Here is a 20,098-nt window from a genome sequence, read left to right on the forward strand (position 1 = left end):
ATTTATTGACGATGAGAATTTATACAATTAGTTTATTCCTTTTTATTCTGAGTGGATTACAGCTTGTGTCAGCCCAGGAAACCGGGACATTAATAATTGACAGTGACTCAAGTTATTTGCCGGTAATAATAAACGGCAGGGAAACAGGATTGTTTACTCCGTATAATGAAGAGGTGGAAACAGGAGAATATGCGATTGAAATAAAGTTCTCTCCGCTTTTTTCATTTCGTGATACCGTTGTTGTAACAGCAAATCAGGTGACAAAAGTATTCGAAAATCAGCCGCAGACATCAGGAAACCTTTTGATAAGCAGTATGCCGACTGAATCATCAGTGTATATCGGAGAAAAGTTGCTGGGTGAAACACCTTTGGCTTTAAAGGGTATATCACCGGGAGATTACAGGTTTGTGGTTAAAAAGGAAAATTATAACGATGCTGTCGTAAATGTCAGTGTCGGGAATAGCGAACTGGCTAAAGCTTTTGCTGAATTGACTGCCGGATACGGAACCATTAGTATCCTGGCAAATCCGGAAGCTGACATATATATTGATGATAATTTTGAGGGCACAAAAATGTACAATGGACGATTGTCCACCGGATCACATGTTATTGAAGTGCGCAAGGAAAGTTTTGATCCTCAGGTTAAGGTTATAGAGGTAGAAGAAGGGAAGGCTTATCGTGAATTCTTTCAGTTGCAACAGGTATTTGGAAAAATATCTATCACTACAAATCCGTCTTTGGCAAAAGTCTATTTGGATGGAAAGATGGTTGGTTTCTCTTCTATGATTCTGGATTCAGTTCCGGTCGGTGAACACACTTTAAAACTCGTTAAAGATGGTTTCCTGGCGCTGGAAAAGAATATTGATGTTGTGAAAAATAAGACAAATTATATTGGTGAGGAATTAAAGAGCGGATTTATTGTAGTGACTGAACCAGCAAAAGCAAAAATTTACCTGGACGGAGAATATGTGGGGTTGAGTCCTAAGTTTCTTGTAGATATGGAACCCGGAAATCATGAAATTCAAATTGAAAAAGAAGACTATCCTGTAATCAGAAAAGAGGTAACATTTAAAAAGAATACTGCAGATAGCATTATTGTGGTTTTGGAGCAAGGGTTTCTTGTCTCTTCAAATCCTGAAGATGCAAAAGTTTATATGGATGGTGCACTATCAGGAAGTACCCCTCTCTTATTAAAGGGCCTGGAAGGAAAGCATCAGTTCATTATTAAAAAGGATGATTTTGCTGATGAAACATTCGATATTGATTTTGCTGCAACAGATACCTTAAATTATCATGTGAATTTGATGGCGGGTTGTAAGGTTAATGTTTTAACTAATTCTAACGATGCAGAAATATGGGTTGGAGATGATATGGTAGGAACAGGTAGCGTCTCAATTCCACTGGCATTAGGTGAACATACACTATCCTTTAAAAATAGTAAGTACTACAATGATTTTGAAAAGACTATTGATGTAAAAGAAAATGGTCAGGTTGAGGAAATTGAATTACCGTCAAAAATGTGTAGCGTTACCATTATATCAAAACCTAAGAAAGGAACAGTTTTGCTTGACAGTACATTGAAATTTAATTCCAATGAGAAAAACGTGCTGTTGGGCGGTTTATATTCAATGAAACTCAAAGCAAAAGGGTTTAAAACCATTGAAGATGAGATTACTATTGAAAATGCTGATGAAAAGTTTGAGTACCTTATGGAACCTTTGCATTACAGAAGTAAAGGAGCAGCGGTATTACTTACAATGATCTGGCCTGGTGCCGGGAGATCCTATTTAACCCGTGGGGAATCGTCAGCAATAGGAGGATTTCTGTTTTATGGTTTGGGTGCCGGATCCTATTTTACAAATGAGAAATCCATGGATCTGTCTGATGAAGCTGCAGAAGCCATGCTTCAAAATGATTATGCGGAACATGACAGGTTGATGCAGGAATCGGATGATTATAAATTATACTCCGATATCATGTTATATACGGCAGTTGGCGTATGGGGCATAAATATGATTCGTACCCTGGCAACACCATCAGAGAAGAAAAGATACGAAAAGCTGAAGATGACCGGGTATTATAATCCAAGGAATCAAACGACTAATATTGGATTAGTTTATAAATTCTAAGTTAAACATATAGAGATAAAAGTCCGCTTTAAACTGAAGCGGACTTTTTGTTTTTAGGCACCTTTGCTACCCCGAAATTCGTCATTGTTTGTTAATAAATTCAATTTTGTAGCTCTGTTATTAAGATTGCTTTTTGTATTTTTGCGGCACAAAGCAGAAACAGGAACATCATGATACTCTTTTTTCAGTCTCCCGACAAAAAAATCATTGCTACAGAAGTTAGTAATCCCCTCTCCGCGGAAAATATCAGTAAATTGTCATGGCTCTATTCAGGAGCCGTTTTTGTTGATACAGATGCCATGAATGGATGGTATGTAGGACCACGTAAAGAGATGATTACACCGTGGAGTACCAATGCGGTCGAAATCACCCAAAATATGGGCATAGAAGGCATTAGCCGGATTGAGGAATACTTTCCGGTAAGCAGTGAGGATGCAGAACACGATCCGATGTTGCAGCGTATGTATAGCGGGTTGAACCAAACCATTTTTACCATCAGTAAAAAGCCTGATCCCATTGTGTATATCGAGGATATTTCCTCATACAACGAGCTGGAAGGATTGGCTTTGAGTGCAGACGAAATAGAGTATCTGGAAGATGTAAGTAAAAATATCGGACGAAAACTGACGGACAGCGAAGTGTTCGGATTTTCTCAGGTAAACTCGGAACACTGTCGCCATAAAATATTTAACGGAACCTTTATCATTGATGGAAAAGAAATGGAAAGCTCCCTGTTTCAGTTGATAAAACGCACATCAAAGGAGAATCCTAATTTTATCATTTCTGCGTATAAAGATAATGTAGCTTTTCTGGAAGGGCCTGTTATCGAGCAGTTTGCACCGGAATCGCAGGATAAGCCTGACTTTTTTGCCGTAAAGGATTATGAAAGTGTTATTTCCATAAAGGCTGAAACACATAACTTTCCCACTACAGTTGAACCATTCAATGGCGCATCAACGGGGTCAGGAGGTGAGATCCGGGACCGTTTAGGTGGCGGAATTGGTAGTTTGCCAATAGCTGGTACAGCGGTTTATATGACCTCTTATGCCAGAACTGAAGAAGGTCGGAACTGGGAAGATGTAACGGAGCCCAGACCCTGGCTCTATCAAACTCCGGAGCAAATTCTGATTAAGGCATCCAACGGTGCATCAGATTTTGGAAATAAGTTCGGACAACCACTGATCTGTGGTTCATTGCTCACCTTTGAGCACTTCGAAAACGCCAAAAAGTTTGGTTACGATAAAGTCATCATGCTGGCCGGTGGTGTTGGTTATGCAAAAAAAGCCGATGCGTTGAAAGGGCATCCGAAAAAGGGCGATAAAGTAGTATTGCTCGGCGGCGATAACTACCGTATCGGTATGGGAGGTGGAGCAGTATCTTCTGTTGATACAGGTCACTATGCCAATGCGGTTGAGCTGAACGCGGTGCAACGGGCTAACCCTGAAATGCAGAAACGTGCGGCCAATGTGATCCGTGCATTATGTGAGGATGAAAAGAATCCGATCGTTTCGATTCACGATCACGGTGCCGGCGGACATCTGAACAGCCTCTCGGAATTACTGGAGGAAACAGGTGGTGTAATTAATATGGATAAACTACCTGTTGGTGATCCAACCCTGTCTGCAAAGGAAATAATTGGAAACGAGTCGCAGGAACGTATGGGTATGATCCTGAATACCGAAAACATTGATTACGTCTATAAAATTGCGGAACGTGAGCGCTCCCCGATGTACGTTGTTGGTGAGGCAACCGGCGATCACATGTTCATATTCAAACAGGCCGATGGCATAAAGCCGATAGATATTCAGTTGGAATATATGTTTGGTAAACCACCTCGCACTTACATGAAAGATGTGACTGTTGACGAGACCTACAATGATGTAAAATACGATATAAAGGACTTACACGAATATCTTGAGCAGGTGTTGCAGCTGGAAGGCGTAGCCTGCAAAGACTGGCTCACCAATAAAGTTGACCGGTCGGTAACCGGAAAAGTTGCCAAACAGCAGACAGCTGGTGAAATTCAGTTGCCATTGAACGATCTGGGTGTTGTCGCTCTGGACTACAGAGGGAAATCTGGGATTGCCTCTTCAATTGGACATGCGCCGCAGGCTGCAATGATTGATCCTGCTGCCGGTTCTGTACTGGCTGTGGCTGAATCGTTGACCAACATTGTTTGGGCTCCGCTAAAAGATAATATGAAAAGCGTTAGCCTGAGTGCCAACTGGATGTGGCCTTGTAAGAATGAGGGAGAAGATACCCGCTTATATAAGGCAGTAGAAGCCATCAGTGACTTTTGTGTGGATTTGGGCATCAATGTCCCAACCGGAAAAGATTCCATGTCGATGACCCAAAAATACGGGGACGAAAAAGTATTGTCCCCCGGAACTGTTATTATTTCAGCAGGAGGAGAGGTCAGTGATGTGAAAAAGGTTGTGAGTCCTGTCATCAGCAACGATCCTGAAAAGCCGGTTTATTACATAGACTTTTCGTTTGATAAATTTAAGCTGGGTGGATCTGCTTTTGCTCAGGCTTTGAACCGTATCGGAAAAGAAGTTCCGACGGTAAAGGACAGCGATTATTTTATTAAAGCATTTAATGCAGTTCAAAAACTGGTGGAAGAGGAGTTGATCGTTGCGGGACACGATATTTCTGCCGGTGGTATGATAACAGCCTTACTCGAAATGTGTTTTGCCAACACAGAAGGTGGCCTTGAAGTCAGCCTGGATGAGATAGATGAGGATGATCTGATAAAAATAATATTTGCCGAGAACCCCGGAATTCTGGTTCAGGTTACAGATAAAAACAAAGTAGATGCCATTTTAAATGAAGCCGGCATTGCGTTTACTGAAATTGCTAAACCAACAGATGAACGTCATGTTCTGGTTGAGAAAGATGGAGAAATCTATCAGTTTGGCATTGATTATATGCGTGATATCTGGTATAAATCATCTTATCTTTTGGATCGCAAGCAGAGTGGCGATAAATGTGCTGCTGATCGTTTCAATAATTACAAGACGCAGCCGCTTGAATTTAATTTTGATGCATCATTTACGGGTAAATTTGAAAACATTGGTGTTGATCCGAACCGGCGCAACCGGTCTGGTGTTAAAGCTGCTATTATCAGGGAAAAAGGTGTCAACGGTGACCGTGAAATGGCCTATTCCATGTATCTGGCAGGCTTTGATGTGAAAGATGTGCATATGACTGACCTCATCACGGGAAGGGAAACACTGGAAGATGTGAACTTCATTGTTTTTGTCGGCGGATTCTCTAACTCCGATGTTTTAGGATCAGCCAAAGGATGGGCCGGCGCTTTCCTTTATAATCCAAAAGCCAAGGAAGCACTGGAAAAATTCTACGCACGCAAGGATACACTTAGTCTCGGAATCTGTAATGGCTGTCAGCTAATGATGGAGCTTGGGTTGGTTTATCCTGATCACGATGTGAAACCTAAAATGGAACATAACATATCCCATAAATTTGAAAGTTCGTTCCTGACCATGAAGATAGAACACAATGAGTCGGTGATGCTGAAAACATTGGCCGGAAGTCAGCTTGGTGTTTGGGTCGCACACGGGGAAGGTAAATTTGCCATGCCTAAACCAGAGAATGCATATAACATTGCAGGTAAATATTTATACAATGAATATCCGGGTAATCCAAACGGTTCTGATTTTGCCACGGCAGCAGTTTGTTCTGACAATGGCCGTCACCTGGCAATGATGCCACACCTGGAACGCGCAATCTTCCCGTGGCAATGGGCACATTATCCTGCTGGCCGAAAAGGAGATGCATACACACCCTGGCTCGAAGCGTTTGTGAACGCCAGAAAGTGGGTGGAAGAACAGAATTAACAAGGGCTTCACTTAAAGCGAAACCCTCGCTAAAGATATAAAAAAGCGATCCAACCGGGTCGCTTTTTTATTGTCCGATACGAATGTGTCGATATTGTAGAAAATCCATTAATCGCGTCTCTACAATATTTTTCTTATTGTTGAAAATCCATTAATCGCACTTTCACTTCGCGAGATATCATTTGCTGCACTCACCCCTGGCCCCTAAAGGGGAAATCCTGAATTCAACGTTAGCGCGGCTCAAAGTCACCCGCTCACTTAGCGAAGGTTGGACTCCTATCGGAGTCCTATGTTTGTAGCAACGACGAATGCTACAAACATGTGACCCCATCCGGAGTCATACCTGATGAGATTTGAATAAAGGGATCTGAAATGTAGATTTAATCTCAAAAGAACAACTTAAAGGTAGTTTTTGTAAGAAAAATCGGGAGATCCCTTTAGGGAACCAAAGGGTATGGGGTGGATAAATGAGCACGATTTCAAATCAGCTGATGTATAGATATAGCCCGGTACGGGCGACAGTATGGTATAAAAGGAATTCCCAGCCAGCCAGAGCTTCGGCGGAGCGAACGGATTTGGGTTTAACGAGGGTTTCACTTTGAGTGAGGCCCTCGCTGGAAATATTAAAACGATCTTTTTGGGGCGTTTTTTTCTTTGTCCGGTTTGACAGTATCTCATTGTAGAGACGCGATTAATCGCGTCTCTACAATGAGAATAAAGATATATTGAATTGTTATCAATTTTAAATTTATTACTTTTGCACATCTTGAAAACAAGGACAAAAAAGAACTATGAATATTTCGTATAACTGGCTTAAAAGCTACATCAACACAGACTTAGACGTTCACAAATTATCAGGTATTTTAACCGATATCGGACTGGAGGTAGGTAGTGTGGAAGAGGTGGAATCTGTGAAGGGTGGACTGAAAGGTATTGTGGTTGGTGAGGTACTGACCTGTGAAAAACATCCCAATGCCGATAAATTAAGCCGTACTACAGTGAATGTTGGTACAGGTGAGCCTTTACCCATTGTATGTGGTGCACCGAATGTGGCTGCCGGGCAGAAGGTGATTGTTGCAACGGTTGGTACAACCCTTTTTATGGGTGATGACAGTTTTACGATTAAGAAAGCAAAAATACGGGGTGAGGTATCTGAAGGGATGATCTGTGCAGAGGATGAAGTCGGTTTGGGCAGTTCTCACGACGGCATCATGGTACTGGATCCCGAAGCCGTTCCGGGAACATTGGCCAGCGATTACTTCAAGGTGGAATCTGACTATATGATAGAGGTAGATTTGACGCCAAACCGTATAGATGCCGGTTCACACATTGGTGTGGCGCGTGACCTGGCTGCCTATCTGCAACAGGAAAACGAAGATATTACAGTCAACTGGCCTTCGGTAGACGATTTTAAAGTTGACCATACAAATTATACGCTGGATGTAGGCGTTGCAAATCATGAGGCCTGTCCGAGGTACAGTGGCGTAACCATTTCAGGTCTTACCGTAAAGGAATCTCCTGATTGGTTAAAGAAACGCCTCGTTTCTATCGGTATGAACCCGATCAACAATGTGGTTGATGTGACCAACTTTGTATTGCATGAACTTGGACAACCTTTACATGCCTTTGACGGAGACAAAATTGCGGGTAATAAAATAGTGGTCAGAACACTTGCAGACGGTACAAAATTTACAACACTCGATGAACTGGATCGTGAGATGAGCGATCAGGACCTGATGATCTGTAATGAAACGGATGGGATGTGTATCGGTGGTGTATTTGGTGGTCTGGATTCAGGTGTAACCGAAAGCACAACTAAAATATTCCTTGAAAGTGCCTACTTTAATCCGGTTTGGGTGCGTAAGACCGCACGTCGCCATCAGATTAGTACCGACAGTTCTTTCCGTTTTGAGCGGGGAATTGATCCGGCCGGAACAGTGTATGCACTGAAACGGGCTGCCATGCTTATTAAAGAAATTGCAGGTGGTGAGATCAGTTCTGAGGTCGTGGATATTTATCCGGAACCGGTAAAACCTTTTGAGGTGGAATTTTCGGTGTCCAGAACACAAAAAATCATAGACAAAAACCTGACTAAAGAGATTATTCTGAATATCCTCAATAGTCTTGAAATAAAGGTAGCAGATGACAAAGGTGATATTCTGAAACTTGAAGTGCCGACCTATCGGGTTGATGTTCAGAGGGAAGCAGATGTGATGGAAGATATCCTCAGGATCTACGGCTATAATAAGGTTGAATTATCCGATACGGTACACTCAACCATTTCATATGCCAAAAAGCCTGATGATCATCGGGTGAAAAACATGGTAGGTGATTTACTTTCAGCCCAGGGTTTTTACGAAATTATGAATAATTCGCTTACCAAAGCGTCTTATTATGAAGGTCTGGAAACCTTTAAGTCGGAGCATCTTGTTGAGATATTGAATCCTTTGAGCATAGATTTGAATGCCATGAGACAGACACTCTTATTTGGTGTGCTTGAATCTGTGGTATATAATCAGAACAGAAGAAACAGTGATCTGAAACTGTATGAATTCGGAAACTGCTATTATTTTGATAAAAAAGAAGATTTAAAGGATGGCGTTGCTTTGGCAGCATATTCCGAGGTACAGCATCTGGCGCTTGCTATTACAGGTTTCGGATCAAAAGAAATATGGAATCAGGCTCAGAAAGAGATGGATTTCTACGACCTGAAAGCGTATGTTCTCAATGCATTGAAAAAACTGGGTATTCATTCCGGTTCATTGATTGGTGGCGAGGTGGAAGACGATGATTTGCTTGATTACGGCATGACATATCTGACCCGGAAAGGCGATACGCTGGTGTATTTTGGTAAGGTGGCCAAAAAATTACAGAAACAGTTTGACATTGATAATGAAGTTTACTATGCCGACTTCAACTGGGACGTGGTTCTGAAAGAAATAAAGGAGGTAACCACAGCTTATAAAGAGATCAGTAAATACCAGGAAGTACGACGTGATCTGGCGCTGTTACTGGATAAAACTACACGGTTTGAGGAAGTTGAAAAGATAGCCTATAAAACAGAGTCAAATTTGTTAAAGGAAGTGTCCCTGTTCGATGTTTATGAAGGTAAGAATTTGCCAAACGGTAAAAAATCGTACGCGGTAAGTTTTATTCTTCAGGATGAGAACAAAACATTGAAAGATAAAGATATAGATAAAATTATGCACCGTCTGATAAAAGCCTACGAACATCAGTTGGATGCACAGTTACGATAATTTTCAAACGATCAGAGTAAAAAGATGGAGAACGTTCAGGTTCAGTTAAAGAAAGCTGTAACAGAAGCACTGGCAACATTATATCAGTTGGAACAGGAGGTTGAATCCGTTCAATTTCAGCAGACCCGGAAAGATTTTGAAGGTGATTTAACACTGGTTGTTTTTCCCTATTTAAAAGCATCAAAAAAGAAACCACAGGATACTGCAGAAGAAATAGGGTCTTACCTTAAAGAACAAGGTTTTATTTCAGATTTCAATGTGGTGAATGGTTTTTTGAACCTGTTGCTTGGGGAAGAAAAGTTAATCGAACAATTGAATACCATTGCAGCTACGGAGAACTATGGTCTTAAAGCAGTAAATGAAGATTCCCCGCTGGTGATGATTGAATATTCATCGCCAAATACCAATAAGCCGCTTCATCTAGGACATATCCGCAATAATCTGTTGGGATTTTCATTAGTTAAGGTCATGGAAGCCAATGGTAATAAAGTGGTTAAAACCAATATTGTTAACGACAGGGGTATTCACATTTGTAAATCCATGCTGGCCTGGCAAAAATGGGGTGAAGGTGAAACACCGGAATCAACGGGCATGAAAGGCGACCATCTGATTGGTAAATACTATGTGAAGTTCGATCAGGAATATAAAAAGGAACTGGCAGACCTGCAGGCTCAGGGCATGACAAAGGAAGAAGCGGAGAAAGCTTCCGTTTTGATGTCTGAAGCCCGTGAGATGCTGCGGAAGTGGGAAGCAAAAGACGATGAAGTATATACGCTTTGGGAAACCATGAACAGTTGGGTTTATGCCGGTTTTGATGAAACTTACAAGGCCTTGGGTGTGGCTTTTGATAAAATTTACTACGAGTCGGATACCTACCTTGAAGGCAAAGAGAAAGTATTGGAAGGCCTTAAAAATGGTGTATTTTACCGCCGGAATGATGGCTCCGTATGGGCTGATCTTACCAAAGACGGACTGGATGAAAAAATACTTCTGAGAAGCGATGGCACATCAGTCTATATGACCCAGGATATCGGAACGGCAAAACTGCGATATGAGGACTACAACATCGACAAGATGATTTACGTGGTTGGTAATGAACAGAATTACCATTTCCAGGTGTTATCTATTTTGTTGGATAAGTTGGGTTTTGAATGGGGTAAGGATTTGGTTCATTTCTCTTACGGTATGGTGGAACTACCTGAAGGAAAAATGAAATCCCGCGAAGGCACTGTGGTTGATGCGGATGATCTGATTAAGGATATGACCAATACAGCCAGGGAAGTTTCTCTCGAACTGGGAAAACTGGAAGGTTTTTCTGATGAGGAAGCAGCAAACATTTTTCGAATTGTTGCATTGGGAGCTCTGAAATACTTTATTTTAAAAGTTGATCCGCGCAAAAACATGACCTTTAATCCAAAGGAATCTATTGATTTTAATGGGAATACAGGCCCGTTCATACAATATACCTATGCCAGGATTCAGTCTGTATTACGTAAAGCAGCAGATACCGGAATTACAGTTACCGGTAAAGCAGATCCGGATATTGAACTGAATGAAAAAGAGAGCATCGTAATCAAGCGCTTATCCAATTTTCCACAGGTGGTGAAAAGTGCCGGTGATAATTACAGTCCGGCGTTAATTGCCAATTATGCGTATGAGCTGGTTAAAGAATACAACCAGTTTTATCACGACTGTACCATTCTGGGTGAAGAAGATGAAAAGAAAAAGCAGCTTCGCCTGCTGATTTCAAAAACAACAGGCGAAACCGTTGAAACGGCTCTAAGTCTGCTTGGAATTGAAGTACCTGAGCGAATGTAAACGGCGTATAATGAAACATGAAGGCTTATGATTGAAAAAAAGGTTTCTGATAAACTTCATATTCAAAAGTATCATGTTTCAGAGTTGGCTGAATTTGTCTCTGGTGATTTTTATAGAAATCTGAGTATTAAGCCAATTTCACCGCAACGTGTACAATCCTATATTCACAATCCCCGGTCCGTTAAAGATCATATTTCTTTATATCTTTTAATTTCTGAAAAGCGACTCATTGCATTTAGGACCGTTTTTGCGGATCAGATCGTTCTGGGAAAAAAGCTTTACAACTTTGGCTGGTGCAGCGGAAACTGGGTGGATCCGGATGAAAGAAGAAAAGGATATTCTGATCTGCTGCTTCGGGAAATGTATGAAGATTGGGAAGGCCGCCTGATGTATACCAATTATGCTGATGCCTCACACAAATTATACCATAAAACCGGTCAGTTTAAGCTTTTAAGTCAAAGAACCGGAGCTCGTTTTTACGGTAATATTGATGTAAAAACATTCACCAGTGGAAGAGAAGAATATAAGCTTATTAATGCTTTTTCATTTCTTATTGATCCATTTATTACGTCCTATGCAAAAATAAAAGCACGATTGTTTTCCAAATATGACCTGAGCGCTTATTCGGTTTATCTGGATTCTTCACCAACTATATCATTTCTCAATAACTGTATGGATACCATTTCACCCTTAAAAAGAGCGGTGAAGGAATTTAAGTGGATTTTTAATTATACATGGGTATCAACGGATAAATTAGATAGAATCAATTATCCGTTTACATCCTATCTTGATTTTTTTGAATACCTTTTTGTCACATTGGTTCATAAGGTATCAGGAGAAGAAACCAGATTAATTCTTTCCCGTCAAAAGGGCAATCTGAAATTTTTATACCGATTTGGAAGTGCGGATCCGGATATTATAGCAGAGTTTCTGATGAACTATTGTGCTGAACACAAAATCAAAACATTAACGGTTCTGGATTCAGAAATGGCAGAAAAACTTAAATCTTTGAAATCTCCTTTTATAAAGCACCGTCCGTTCAGTATGAATATATATGCTTCATTTACGGAAAATGAAAATGACGGATTAACGTTTCAGGATGGTGATGGCGATGTGGTATTTACGTGAACCTATAACGAACAGTCGTGACGGTAGTAGCGCGGTGATTTAACAAAACCCAGTTCTTTCATAACGTCTTTCTTTTTCTCTTCCGGTGTATGATAAATGGTCTCACAGCGATCCGAGCAACATCCGTCGTGTTTGGTTTTGCATTCCTCGCATTGAATAAACAGAAGGTTGCAATGTGAGTTTTTACAATTGGTATGTGTATCGCAGGGTTTGCCACACTGATGGCAATGTGCGATGATCTCATCTGAAATCCGTTCTCCCAGTCGCTTGTCGAATACAAAGTTTTTGCCTTTGAATTTGTTCTCCAGGTTGTTGTGATTCACCTGTCGGGTGTATTCAATGACACCACCATACAACTGATTGACATGCTTAAATCCGTGATGTTTCAGGTACGCACTGGTCTTTTCACACCGTACACCACCGGTACAGTAAAGGAGTACAGGTTTGTCCTCATGGCCTTTCAGCATATCCAGTACTTCCGGTAATTCATCACGGAATGTTTCAGCCTGCGGTAACTTCGCGCCCTGAAAATGACCGATTTCACTCTCGTAGTAATTGCGCATATCCACGACCAAAGCACCTTCTTCAATCTTACGGTTCCACTCTTCAGCAGTCAGGTGTTTTCCAACGTTGGTCACGTCATAATCTTTTGGTTTCAGACCGTCAGATACTATTTGTCGTCTGACTTTGACCGATAGTTTAATAAACGATTTGCCATCATCTTCAATAGCAAACTTAAAAGGAACATCCCTGAATTCAGGAATGGAGTAAAGGTGTGACTTAAAGGCTTCAAAATTATGTTCCGGTATATTCATCTGTGCATTGATCCCTTCTTTTGCTACATAGATACGACCCAGACAACCAAGTTCATTCCATGTTTTAAATAGGAGGTTACGCATCTCCATCGGATCTTCGAGAATAACATAACGGTAAAACGAAATGGTTGTACGTTTGAATGTTTCGCTGTTCAGACGTTCAAGCAACTGTTCACGCCCGAGTTTATTGATGAGTTTTAATTTGCCTCCGTACGGATCCATAATCAGAAAATTTGCCTGCAAAAATAATTGATTAATTTATTTAGAACAAATTAAAATAATAGCATAGATATTCACCGGGTGATTATTTAAATATCTGTATTATTCACCCTGTGAATAATACAGAATATTGTTACTGAACCTGAATATTCATAACTTTATTACCCGGTTTTTTAAATCCACAAGTATGAAAAAGCTGTTTCTTCCTCTATTTGTCCTGACCTGGGTTTTGGTCTTGTCAGGAATAATTCTGTTTCAGACAAAAGAATCCGATTCAGAGGTCATGGAGATTGTTTTTATTGTTGTATTAGTTGCGTTTTTCTTCTCGGGAATTGTGTTGAGCTATGGCAGGATTAAAGGGAAAAAGGATGGATATACACCAGAGGATGAACTGGCAAGGAAAATTGCGCATAAAGTAGCAGCCATTTCCTATTTTACATCGTTGATTTTCTGGTTGGGAATGGTGATACTTCATCACTATATTGAGATTAGTACTAAAAATTTGCTGGCATCCGGATTGATTGGAATGGCTTTAATATTCCTGATTTTGTGGATTGTGTTTACGGTTCGTGGGATAAAAGAATAATTTGACTTAGCCTAATTTCCCATATTAAATTCATTTTGTTGTTTGTGAATAATTGTTAATTTAGTGTCGTAATTAAAGAATCTGTTTGTAAATATTAATTAACCAACAAAACCTATTTGTTATGAAGAAATTGCTTTTCTATCTATTGCTCATAATTATTAATTATAATTCCTTGTTGTCTCAGGATAAAATAATTACAAAAACGGGAGAGGAATTTGAATGTAAAGTTCTGAAAGTTGATGATGGGAATTTACGATTTATGATTTACAGTAATCAGCTGTTGATTAATATGTCCCTAAATGCTGAAAAAATTTCGGAAATAATTGTTGATGGTATTCAAATGGATCTTGAGGAGTTTATTAATTATAAAAATCGTATTGGAAGGGAAATTATAGAGCTTAATCAATATGTTAAGAATAGAGAGTTGTTTTATGTAGATGAAGAAAATCATATTATAAAGGCTAATTCTAATTTGATTTACAAATCTGTTGCATTTGGACAACCTTATATTTCAATGGACGGGAAAAAAATTAGAATGAATGAAATAAGGTTTTTTTCTGATGGAAGAGGATTGTATGCAAATGTTAGCATGATGGGGTATTCTGGTGGAAATGGGTTTGCCAAAAGGACAAGTTCAGGTAAAATAAACCTTTATGAAAAAACATCTACTCCAGGTTTAATTCAAACAAATAATTACGTTTATAACAATGGAAAATTTAGTAGTCAACCTGGATTTGGGGCCTCATTTGGAGGAACAAATCATTTCACATATTATAATATAGGCCTTGGTAATTTAAAGAAGACGAAGTATAGGTCTCTAAAATTTGATATGTCAGATAATGAAAAATCAATGGTATATATTAATGAGTTGAAAAATTTAAATAGTACAAGTACGTTTATATATATTTTAAGTGGCGCATTAATCGTTGGAAGTTTTACTACTTTACCTTTAGCAACTAAGGACATAAATAAATTTCCGGTTTTTAATGTCGTAGGAATAGGTGTAGGAATGGTGTGCCTTGGATTTTCCTGGCCGATTTATTATAAGAAAAAGGAAGTAATAAATAAGGCATTTGAAGCATATAATAAATAAAATAGCAATGAAATTTTCAGGTGAGCTTATTTGGCATGTTAAAAATAGTTTGAAGGTTTATTTCACTAGTTAATATAAATGATGACCCTGTAAGGGGCAAATATTGGTAGCCAATGGTAAATGAGTGTAACGAATGCAACCATGGGATATAGGCGCCGTGCAAATCAAGGCCGGGAATGTTGTTCATAGATGAAATACAAACAAATCAAGGCCGCAAGCAAAGTCAATTATAAATTACAGAACCTTTGCAACAAGGCTTCGGATCACATCGGAATGAGGAATTTCTGCATATCACCGGGCGATTATAGCCATGATGTAAATATTCACCTGGGGAATAGGTATCTTGATGCTTGTGTCTTGGTTCTATTGACTTTTTAAAATATCCCCGCTAAGGCGTATTTAGAAGTGTTGCAATAAATGATGGAGTAGAAGTGATACCCAACACGGTTGGTCTCAATCTTTCGTTCCAGGTTTAATACCGGACTGCCGGGTTTTATTTTCAGAAAGTTACTGATGTTATCATCAGCAATTATCGCTTTCAGGTTTTGTTCACCACCCTTAATTTCGACCTGATAGTTGGATCGCAGCACATCAAATAGGGACCGGTCTTCAAGCTTTAAAGTCGTAAACCTTGGCATATTGATGTTTGGCATATAGCTGATATCATAAAAAATAGGATCATTATTTAAAAACCGCAGGCGTTCAAAATAAATACACCCCAATGCTTTAATATCATCATCAACAGGAAAAATAAAATCTTCCGGCCAGGGGCGGATTTCCGGTTTTACAATGATTTTTGTTTTCAAATTCTGATCACCAACAGCCGAGGTGGTACTTTGTATGGAGAGAATGCCGATATTTTTCGGCAAGGCATTTACAATACTTCCCTTTCCTTTCTGCTTTTTAATGTATCCATCACTGACCAGAGCTGTTAAAGCCTGACGAACTGTGGGTCTGGTGATATTATGTATGCGGCACAGGTCATTTTCTGATGGCAACAGGCTACCCTCCGGATACATTCCGTTAATAATGTTCCGTCTCAGAATCTCATAAAGCCTTCTGTATTGCGGTAAATTCTGTTCCATTTTTGCCTGTTTTAGTGTGATTCAAAATCCAGCTTTCAAAAGTATGTAAAAAAAATTGTTTGGCCAACTTGTAAATACAAGTTTATTGTTATAAGTTTGTGGTGATTTTTGAATAATTCTCTGTTAATGGTTTATTCATAAAGATTTCAGAACGATTACATGTGTGTTAACATGTAAATATAAGTTGACAAAAAATTGAAATAATATCATATGGCACAAGCTGTTATCATGCCCAAACAGGGGCAATCTGTAGAGGTCTGCATCATTTCTGACTGGTTCAAAAATGTTGGGGACACAGTATCCAAGGGAGACGTTTTATTTTCGTATGAAACCGACAAGGCCTCGTTTGAGGAAGAAGCACCCTGCGATGGTGTTTTACTGGCGCGATTTTATGAAGCCGGCGACGAAGTTCCGGTTTTACTGAATGTATGTGTAATTGGTTCGGAAGGTGAAGATGTTTCTGAGTTTAAACCGGAAGGTGGTGCCGAAGCGGAACCGGAAACTGAGGTTGCGGCTGTGCCTGAAAAGGAAGAAAAAGCGGCACCGGTAGAAAAGAAAGCTGAAGCTCCGGTTCAACCGAAAGAGAATGTTGAATTTACCGGTGTTTCACCAAGGGCTAAAAACCTGGCTAAGAAAGAGGGGCTTGATCCGAAATCGCTTGAAGGAACAGGACCTGAAGGCCGTGTCATTGAACGTGATGTGAAAGATGCCATGAGTTCAAGACCAAAAGCCACACCGCTGGCTAAGAAAATGATGAGCAGCGAAGGCCTGTCCGCATCGGCAGGTTCAGGTTTAGGTGGACGCATCACCAGCAAAGATCTGGCTGCAGCACCGAATATTGTATATGGTGAAGATTATGAGATTAAGCCATTGACTCAGATCCGCAAACTGATTGCCAAAGCAATGCATGCGTCGCTACAGAATTCAGCTCAGCTGACGCACCATTTAAGTGCGGATGCACGCAGAATGCTGGAACTGCGCAAAAAAGTGAAAGCTGCTATGGCAGACGGTTATGATACCAACATCACACTTAATGATATGGTATGCTATGCTGTTGTTAAAGCACTGAAGAAATTTCCGCAGGCCAACTCACATTTTCTTGGTGAAGAGATGCGCTTATTCAAAAAGGTACATCTTGGTTTAGCGGTTGATACAGAACGCGGTCTGATGGTTCCTGCCATTAAAAATGCAGATGATTTGTCCATTAAGGGACTTTCCAATCAAATGGGCACAGTGGCCGCAGCATGTCGTAAGGGCGCCATTGATCCTTCGTTACTGGCTTCTGAAGCAGCGTCATTTACCGTTTCCAATCTTGGAAATTATGGTGTGGAGATGTTTACTCCGGTTATCAACCTGCCACAGTCTGCGATTCTTGGCGTTAACACAATTCTTCCACGTCCGAAAGATCTGGGTGACGGCATGTACGGATTTGTACCTCACATCGGGTTGAGTTTAACATACGACCATCGTGCACTGGATGGAGGAGAAGCAACCCGCTTCCTGAAACAGATCGCTATAGAGATAGAAAATTTAGAATTTGAACTTTAAATAAGTTACGGGTTACAAGTCACTGGGGACAAGTATTAAAGTAACGTTTAACCCGTCACCTGTCACGAAATAATAAAAACAAACAGATATGCCTAAAGTACAGTTTATCGACCCAAAAGCGGTCCGGAAATCAGGAGAATTGACGTTTAAGCCAATTCCCGTTAACCAGTATAACAAGACTGTTGAAGAAGAAAAAGCCAATTTTACAAACGAAGAGTTAAAGTCCATTTACCATGATATGGTGGTGATCAGGGAATTTGAAACCATGCTGAATCTGATAAAAACCACAGGTGAATACAGTGGTATCCCTTATAACCATCCGGGGCCTGCTCACCTGTCTATCGGTCAGGAAGCGGCAGCCGTTGGTATGGCCTACACCCTTGGTGTGGATGACTTTATTTTCGGATCACACCGTAGCCATGGCGAGATTTTAGCCAAAGGATTAAGTGCCATTCGTCAACTGAGTGACAAGGAGCTGATGGAGATCATGGAAAACTTCTTTGATGGCGCCATTCTCAACATTGTTAAAAAAGATTTTTCGGGTGATACCAAAGCACTGGCACGACGCTTTTTGATTTACGGTACTCTGGCTGAGATTTTTGCCCGTGAGACTGGTTTTAACAAAGGTCTGGGTGGTAGTATGCACGCGTTCTTTACGCCCTTTGGTGTATATCCGAACAACGCTATTGTAGGTGGTAGTGGTGATATTGCTGTTGGAGCTGCTTTATACAAAAAGGTAAACCGTAAAAAAGGGATCGTTGTTGCCAATATTGGTGATGCCTCTATGGCAACCGGTCCGGTTTGGGAAGGCCTTTCGTTTGCATCCATGGATCAGTTTACCCAGTTGTGGGAAGGTGATATGAAAGGTGGACTGCCGGTCATCATCAACATCATGAACAACCAGTATGGTATGGGTGGTCAGACCAGCGGTGAAACCATGGGATATGACATTGCAGCCCGTATTGGTGCCGGTGTGAACCGCGACCAGATGCATGCAGAACGTATTGATGGTTACAATCCTTTAGCTGTGATTGATGCTTATCGTCGCAAACGTGAGATTCTGGATGAGAAAAGAGGTCCGGTATTACTCGATACACTGACCTACCGTTACAGCGGACACTCGCCTTCGGATGCATCTTCATACCGTTCAAAAGAAGAAGTAGAGGCATGGGAATCGCAGGATTGTATTGCATCGTACGGAAAAGATCTGATTAAAGCCAAAGTAGCTGCTCAGAATGATCTGGATGCTGTTTGGGAAGATATAAAATCTGAATTACAGGCCATGCTGAAATTATCTATCGATGATGAAGTATCGCCGCGCATGGACATGGAAAAATATCCGGAACTGATTGGTAATATGATGTTTTCTGACGAGTCAGTGGATAAAATGGAAGACCGCGAACCGGAAGTTAACCATCCGTTGACAGAAAACCCACGCGTAAAACAGATTGAACGCAAAGAACGTTATGCCTTCGATAAGGATGGTAAGCCGTTCTCTAAAATGAAACAATACCAGTTACGCGATGGTTTGTTCGAAGCCATTGCCGACCGTTTTTATAAAGATCCGACCCTGATTGCTTATGGTGAAGAAAACCGTGACTGGGGTGGTGCATTTGCTGTTTACCGCGGCCTGACTGAGGCTCTGCCTTACAATCGTTTATTCAACTCACCGATTTCTGAAGCATCCATCGTTGGAACAGCCATCGGTTATGCCATGTGTGGTGGCCGTGTGATGCCGGAAATTATGTATTGTGACTTCCTTGGACGTAGTGGTGACGAGGTATTCAACCAACTTCCGAAATGGCAGGCCATGAGTGGTAACCTCATTAAAATGCCGGTCGTTATTCGTGTATCGGTAGGATCCAAATATGGCGCACAGCATTCACAGGACTGGACATCGCTGGTAGCACATATTCCTGGTCTTAAAGTGGCTTTCCCTGCAACGCCTTATGATGCCAAAGGTTTGATGAACGCCTCTTTACAGGGAACCGATCCTGTGGTATTTTTCGAAAGTCAGCGCATTTACGATATTGGTGAACAGTTCCATAAGGAAGGTGTTCCTGAAGGGTATTATGAGATACCGTTTGGTGAGCCTGATGTAAAACGTGAAGGTTCAGATATTACCATTTTGTCGGTTGGTGCTACCTTATACCGTGTACTGGAAGCCGCAGATAAACTTGAATCTGAATATGGTATGAAAGCTGAGGTGATTGATGCCCGCTCTTTGGTGCCATTCAATTATGAACCGGTAATTGAATCCGTTAAGAAAACAGGCCGTGTGATTGTAACCGGTGATGCCACTGCCCGTGGATCATTTCTGAACGATTTTGCGCATAACATTGCCGAACTGGCTTTCGATTACCTCGATGCACCTCCGGTAGTGGTTGGGTCACGCAACTGGATCACACCAGCTTATGAACTGGAAGAGTATTTCTTCCCACAGCCGGACTGGTATCTGGATGCCATTCACGAAAAAATTGTTCCGTTGAAAGGACATACCGTGAAAAGCAACTTTACCAAAGCCGAGCAGATCAGAAGAAACAAACTGGGAATTTAAGCATCA

Annotated in this window: 11 protein-coding genes; 9 read left to right on the forward strand and 2 right to left on the reverse strand. The window is 40.8% G+C overall.

Translation table 11 applies throughout. The features are described 5' to 3' along the window. Positions 1-11: 11 nt before the first annotated feature. The 5 genes from ACE1ET_RS14865 (at position 12) to ACE1ET_RS14885 (ending at position 12,189) form a co-directional block, all read left to right on the forward strand. Positions 12-2,129, forward strand: a complete 2,118-nt coding sequence (locus tag ACE1ET_RS14865; RefSeq protein ID WP_375729212.1) for a PEGA domain-containing protein — start codon at positions 12-14, stop codon at positions 2,127-2,129. A gap of 170 nt (positions 2,130-2,299) precedes the next feature. Further along, positions 2,300-5,986, forward strand: a complete 3,687-nt coding sequence (gene purL / locus ACE1ET_RS14870; RefSeq protein WP_375729213.1) for a phosphoribosylformylglycinamidine synthase — start codon at positions 2,300-2,302, stop codon at positions 5,984-5,986. Between the two features lie 791 nt (positions 5,987-6,777). Next, positions 6,778-9,243, forward strand: a complete 2,466-nt coding sequence (gene pheT / locus ACE1ET_RS14875) for a phenylalanine--tRNA ligase subunit beta (RefSeq protein ID WP_375729214.1) — start codon at positions 6,778-6,780, stop codon at positions 9,241-9,243. A gap of 24 nt (positions 9,244-9,267) precedes the next feature. Beyond that, positions 9,268-11,061, forward strand: a complete 1,794-nt coding sequence (argS, locus tag ACE1ET_RS14880; RefSeq protein ID WP_375729215.1) for an arginine--tRNA ligase — start codon at positions 9,268-9,270, stop codon at positions 11,059-11,061. Between the two features lie 27 nt (positions 11,062-11,088). After that, on the forward strand, positions 11,089-12,189 hold the full coding sequence (locus ACE1ET_RS14885; protein WP_375729216.1) for a hypothetical protein: 1,101 nt from the start codon (positions 11,089-11,091) through the stop codon (positions 12,187-12,189). Positions 12,190-12,191: 2 nt separating this feature from the next. Here ACE1ET_RS14885 and trhO read toward each other — a convergent pair whose 3' ends face one another. Further along, entirely contained in the window at positions 12,192-13,226 is a 1,035-nt protein-coding gene (gene trhO, locus ACE1ET_RS14890) for an oxygen-dependent tRNA uridine(34) hydroxylase TrhO (RefSeq protein ID WP_375729217.1), read from the reverse strand. A 184-nt stretch (positions 13,227-13,410) separates the two neighbouring features. Here trhO and ACE1ET_RS14895 point away from each other — a divergent pair, with 184 nt between their 5' ends. Both ACE1ET_RS14895 and ACE1ET_RS14900 read left to right on the forward strand, forming a co-directional pair. Beyond that, a complete protein-coding gene (locus ACE1ET_RS14895; RefSeq protein ID WP_375729218.1) occupies positions 13,411-13,809 on the forward strand; it encodes a hypothetical protein in 399 nt (132 codons plus the stop codon). A 121-nt stretch (positions 13,810-13,930) separates the two neighbouring features. Next, the gene (locus ACE1ET_RS14900) at positions 13,931-14,902 is read left to right on the forward strand and encodes a hypothetical protein (RefSeq protein WP_375729219.1); all 972 of its coding nucleotides are present in this window, start codon (positions 13,931-13,933) and stop codon (positions 14,900-14,902) included. Between the two features lie 374 nt (positions 14,903-15,276). On the opposite strand, the gene ACE1ET_RS14905 is transcribed toward ACE1ET_RS14900, so the two are convergent. Further along, positions 15,277-15,987 (reverse strand): GntR family transcriptional regulator, encoded by a 711-nt coding sequence (locus tag ACE1ET_RS14905; protein ID WP_375729220.1) that lies wholly within the window; start codon positions 15,985-15,987, stop codon positions 15,277-15,279. A gap of 210 nt (positions 15,988-16,197) precedes the next feature. Here ACE1ET_RS14905 and ACE1ET_RS14910 point away from each other — a divergent pair, with 210 nt between their 5' ends. Both ACE1ET_RS14910 and ACE1ET_RS14915 read left to right on the forward strand, forming a co-directional pair. Next, positions 16,198-17,535: a dihydrolipoamide acetyltransferase family protein gene (locus ACE1ET_RS14910; RefSeq protein WP_375729221.1), complete on the forward strand. Its 1,338-nt coding sequence runs from the start codon at positions 16,198-16,200 to the stop codon at positions 17,533-17,535. An 88-nt stretch (positions 17,536-17,623) separates the two neighbouring features. Then, the gene (locus ACE1ET_RS14915; protein WP_375729222.1) at positions 17,624-20,092 is read left to right on the forward strand and encodes an alpha-ketoacid dehydrogenase subunit alpha/beta; all 2,469 of its coding nucleotides are present in this window, start codon (positions 17,624-17,626) and stop codon (positions 20,090-20,092) included. Positions 20,093-20,098: the final 6 nt, after the last annotated feature.

It is taken from the genome of Quyinboa mangrovi (assembly GCF_042219825.1).
Classification (GTDB): Bacteria; Bacteroidota; Bacteroidia; order Bacteroidales; family UBA5342; genus JBHJHP01.

What these genes read in the sequence shown, in the direction of transcription:
- ACE1ET_RS14865 (WP_375729212.1), top strand. Translation starts at nt 12, where the DNA reads ATGAGAATTTATACAATTAGTTTATTCCTTTTTATTCTGAGTGGATTA.
- purL (WP_375729213.1), top strand. Translation starts at nt 2,300, where the DNA reads ATGATACTCTTTTTTCAGTCTCCCGACAAAAAAATCATTGCTACAGAA.
- pheT (WP_375729214.1), top strand. Translation starts at nt 6,778, where the DNA reads ATGAATATTTCGTATAACTGGCTTAAAAGCTACATCAACACAGACTTA.
- argS (WP_375729215.1), top strand. Translation starts at nt 9,268, where the DNA reads ATGGAGAACGTTCAGGTTCAGTTAAAGAAAGCTGTAACAGAAGCACTG.
- ACE1ET_RS14885 (WP_375729216.1), top strand. Translation starts at nt 11,089, where the DNA reads ATGATTGAAAAAAAGGTTTCTGATAAACTTCATATTCAAAAGTATCAT.
- trhO (WP_375729217.1), bottom strand. Translation starts at nt 13,226, where the DNA reads ATGGATCCGTACGGAGGCAAATTAAAACTCATCAATAAACTCGGGCGT.
- ACE1ET_RS14895 (WP_375729218.1), top strand. Translation starts at nt 13,411, where the DNA reads ATGAAAAAGCTGTTTCTTCCTCTATTTGTCCTGACCTGGGTTTTGGTC.
- ACE1ET_RS14900 (WP_375729219.1), top strand. Translation starts at nt 13,931, where the DNA reads ATGAAGAAATTGCTTTTCTATCTATTGCTCATAATTATTAATTATAAT.
- ACE1ET_RS14905 (WP_375729220.1), bottom strand. Translation starts at nt 15,987, where the DNA reads ATGGAACAGAATTTACCGCAATACAGAAGGCTTTATGAGATTCTGAGA.
- ACE1ET_RS14910 (WP_375729221.1), top strand. Translation starts at nt 16,198, where the DNA reads ATGGCACAAGCTGTTATCATGCCCAAACAGGGGCAATCTGTAGAGGTC.
- ACE1ET_RS14915 (WP_375729222.1), top strand. Translation starts at nt 17,624, where the DNA reads ATGCCTAAAGTACAGTTTATCGACCCAAAAGCGGTCCGGAAATCAGGA.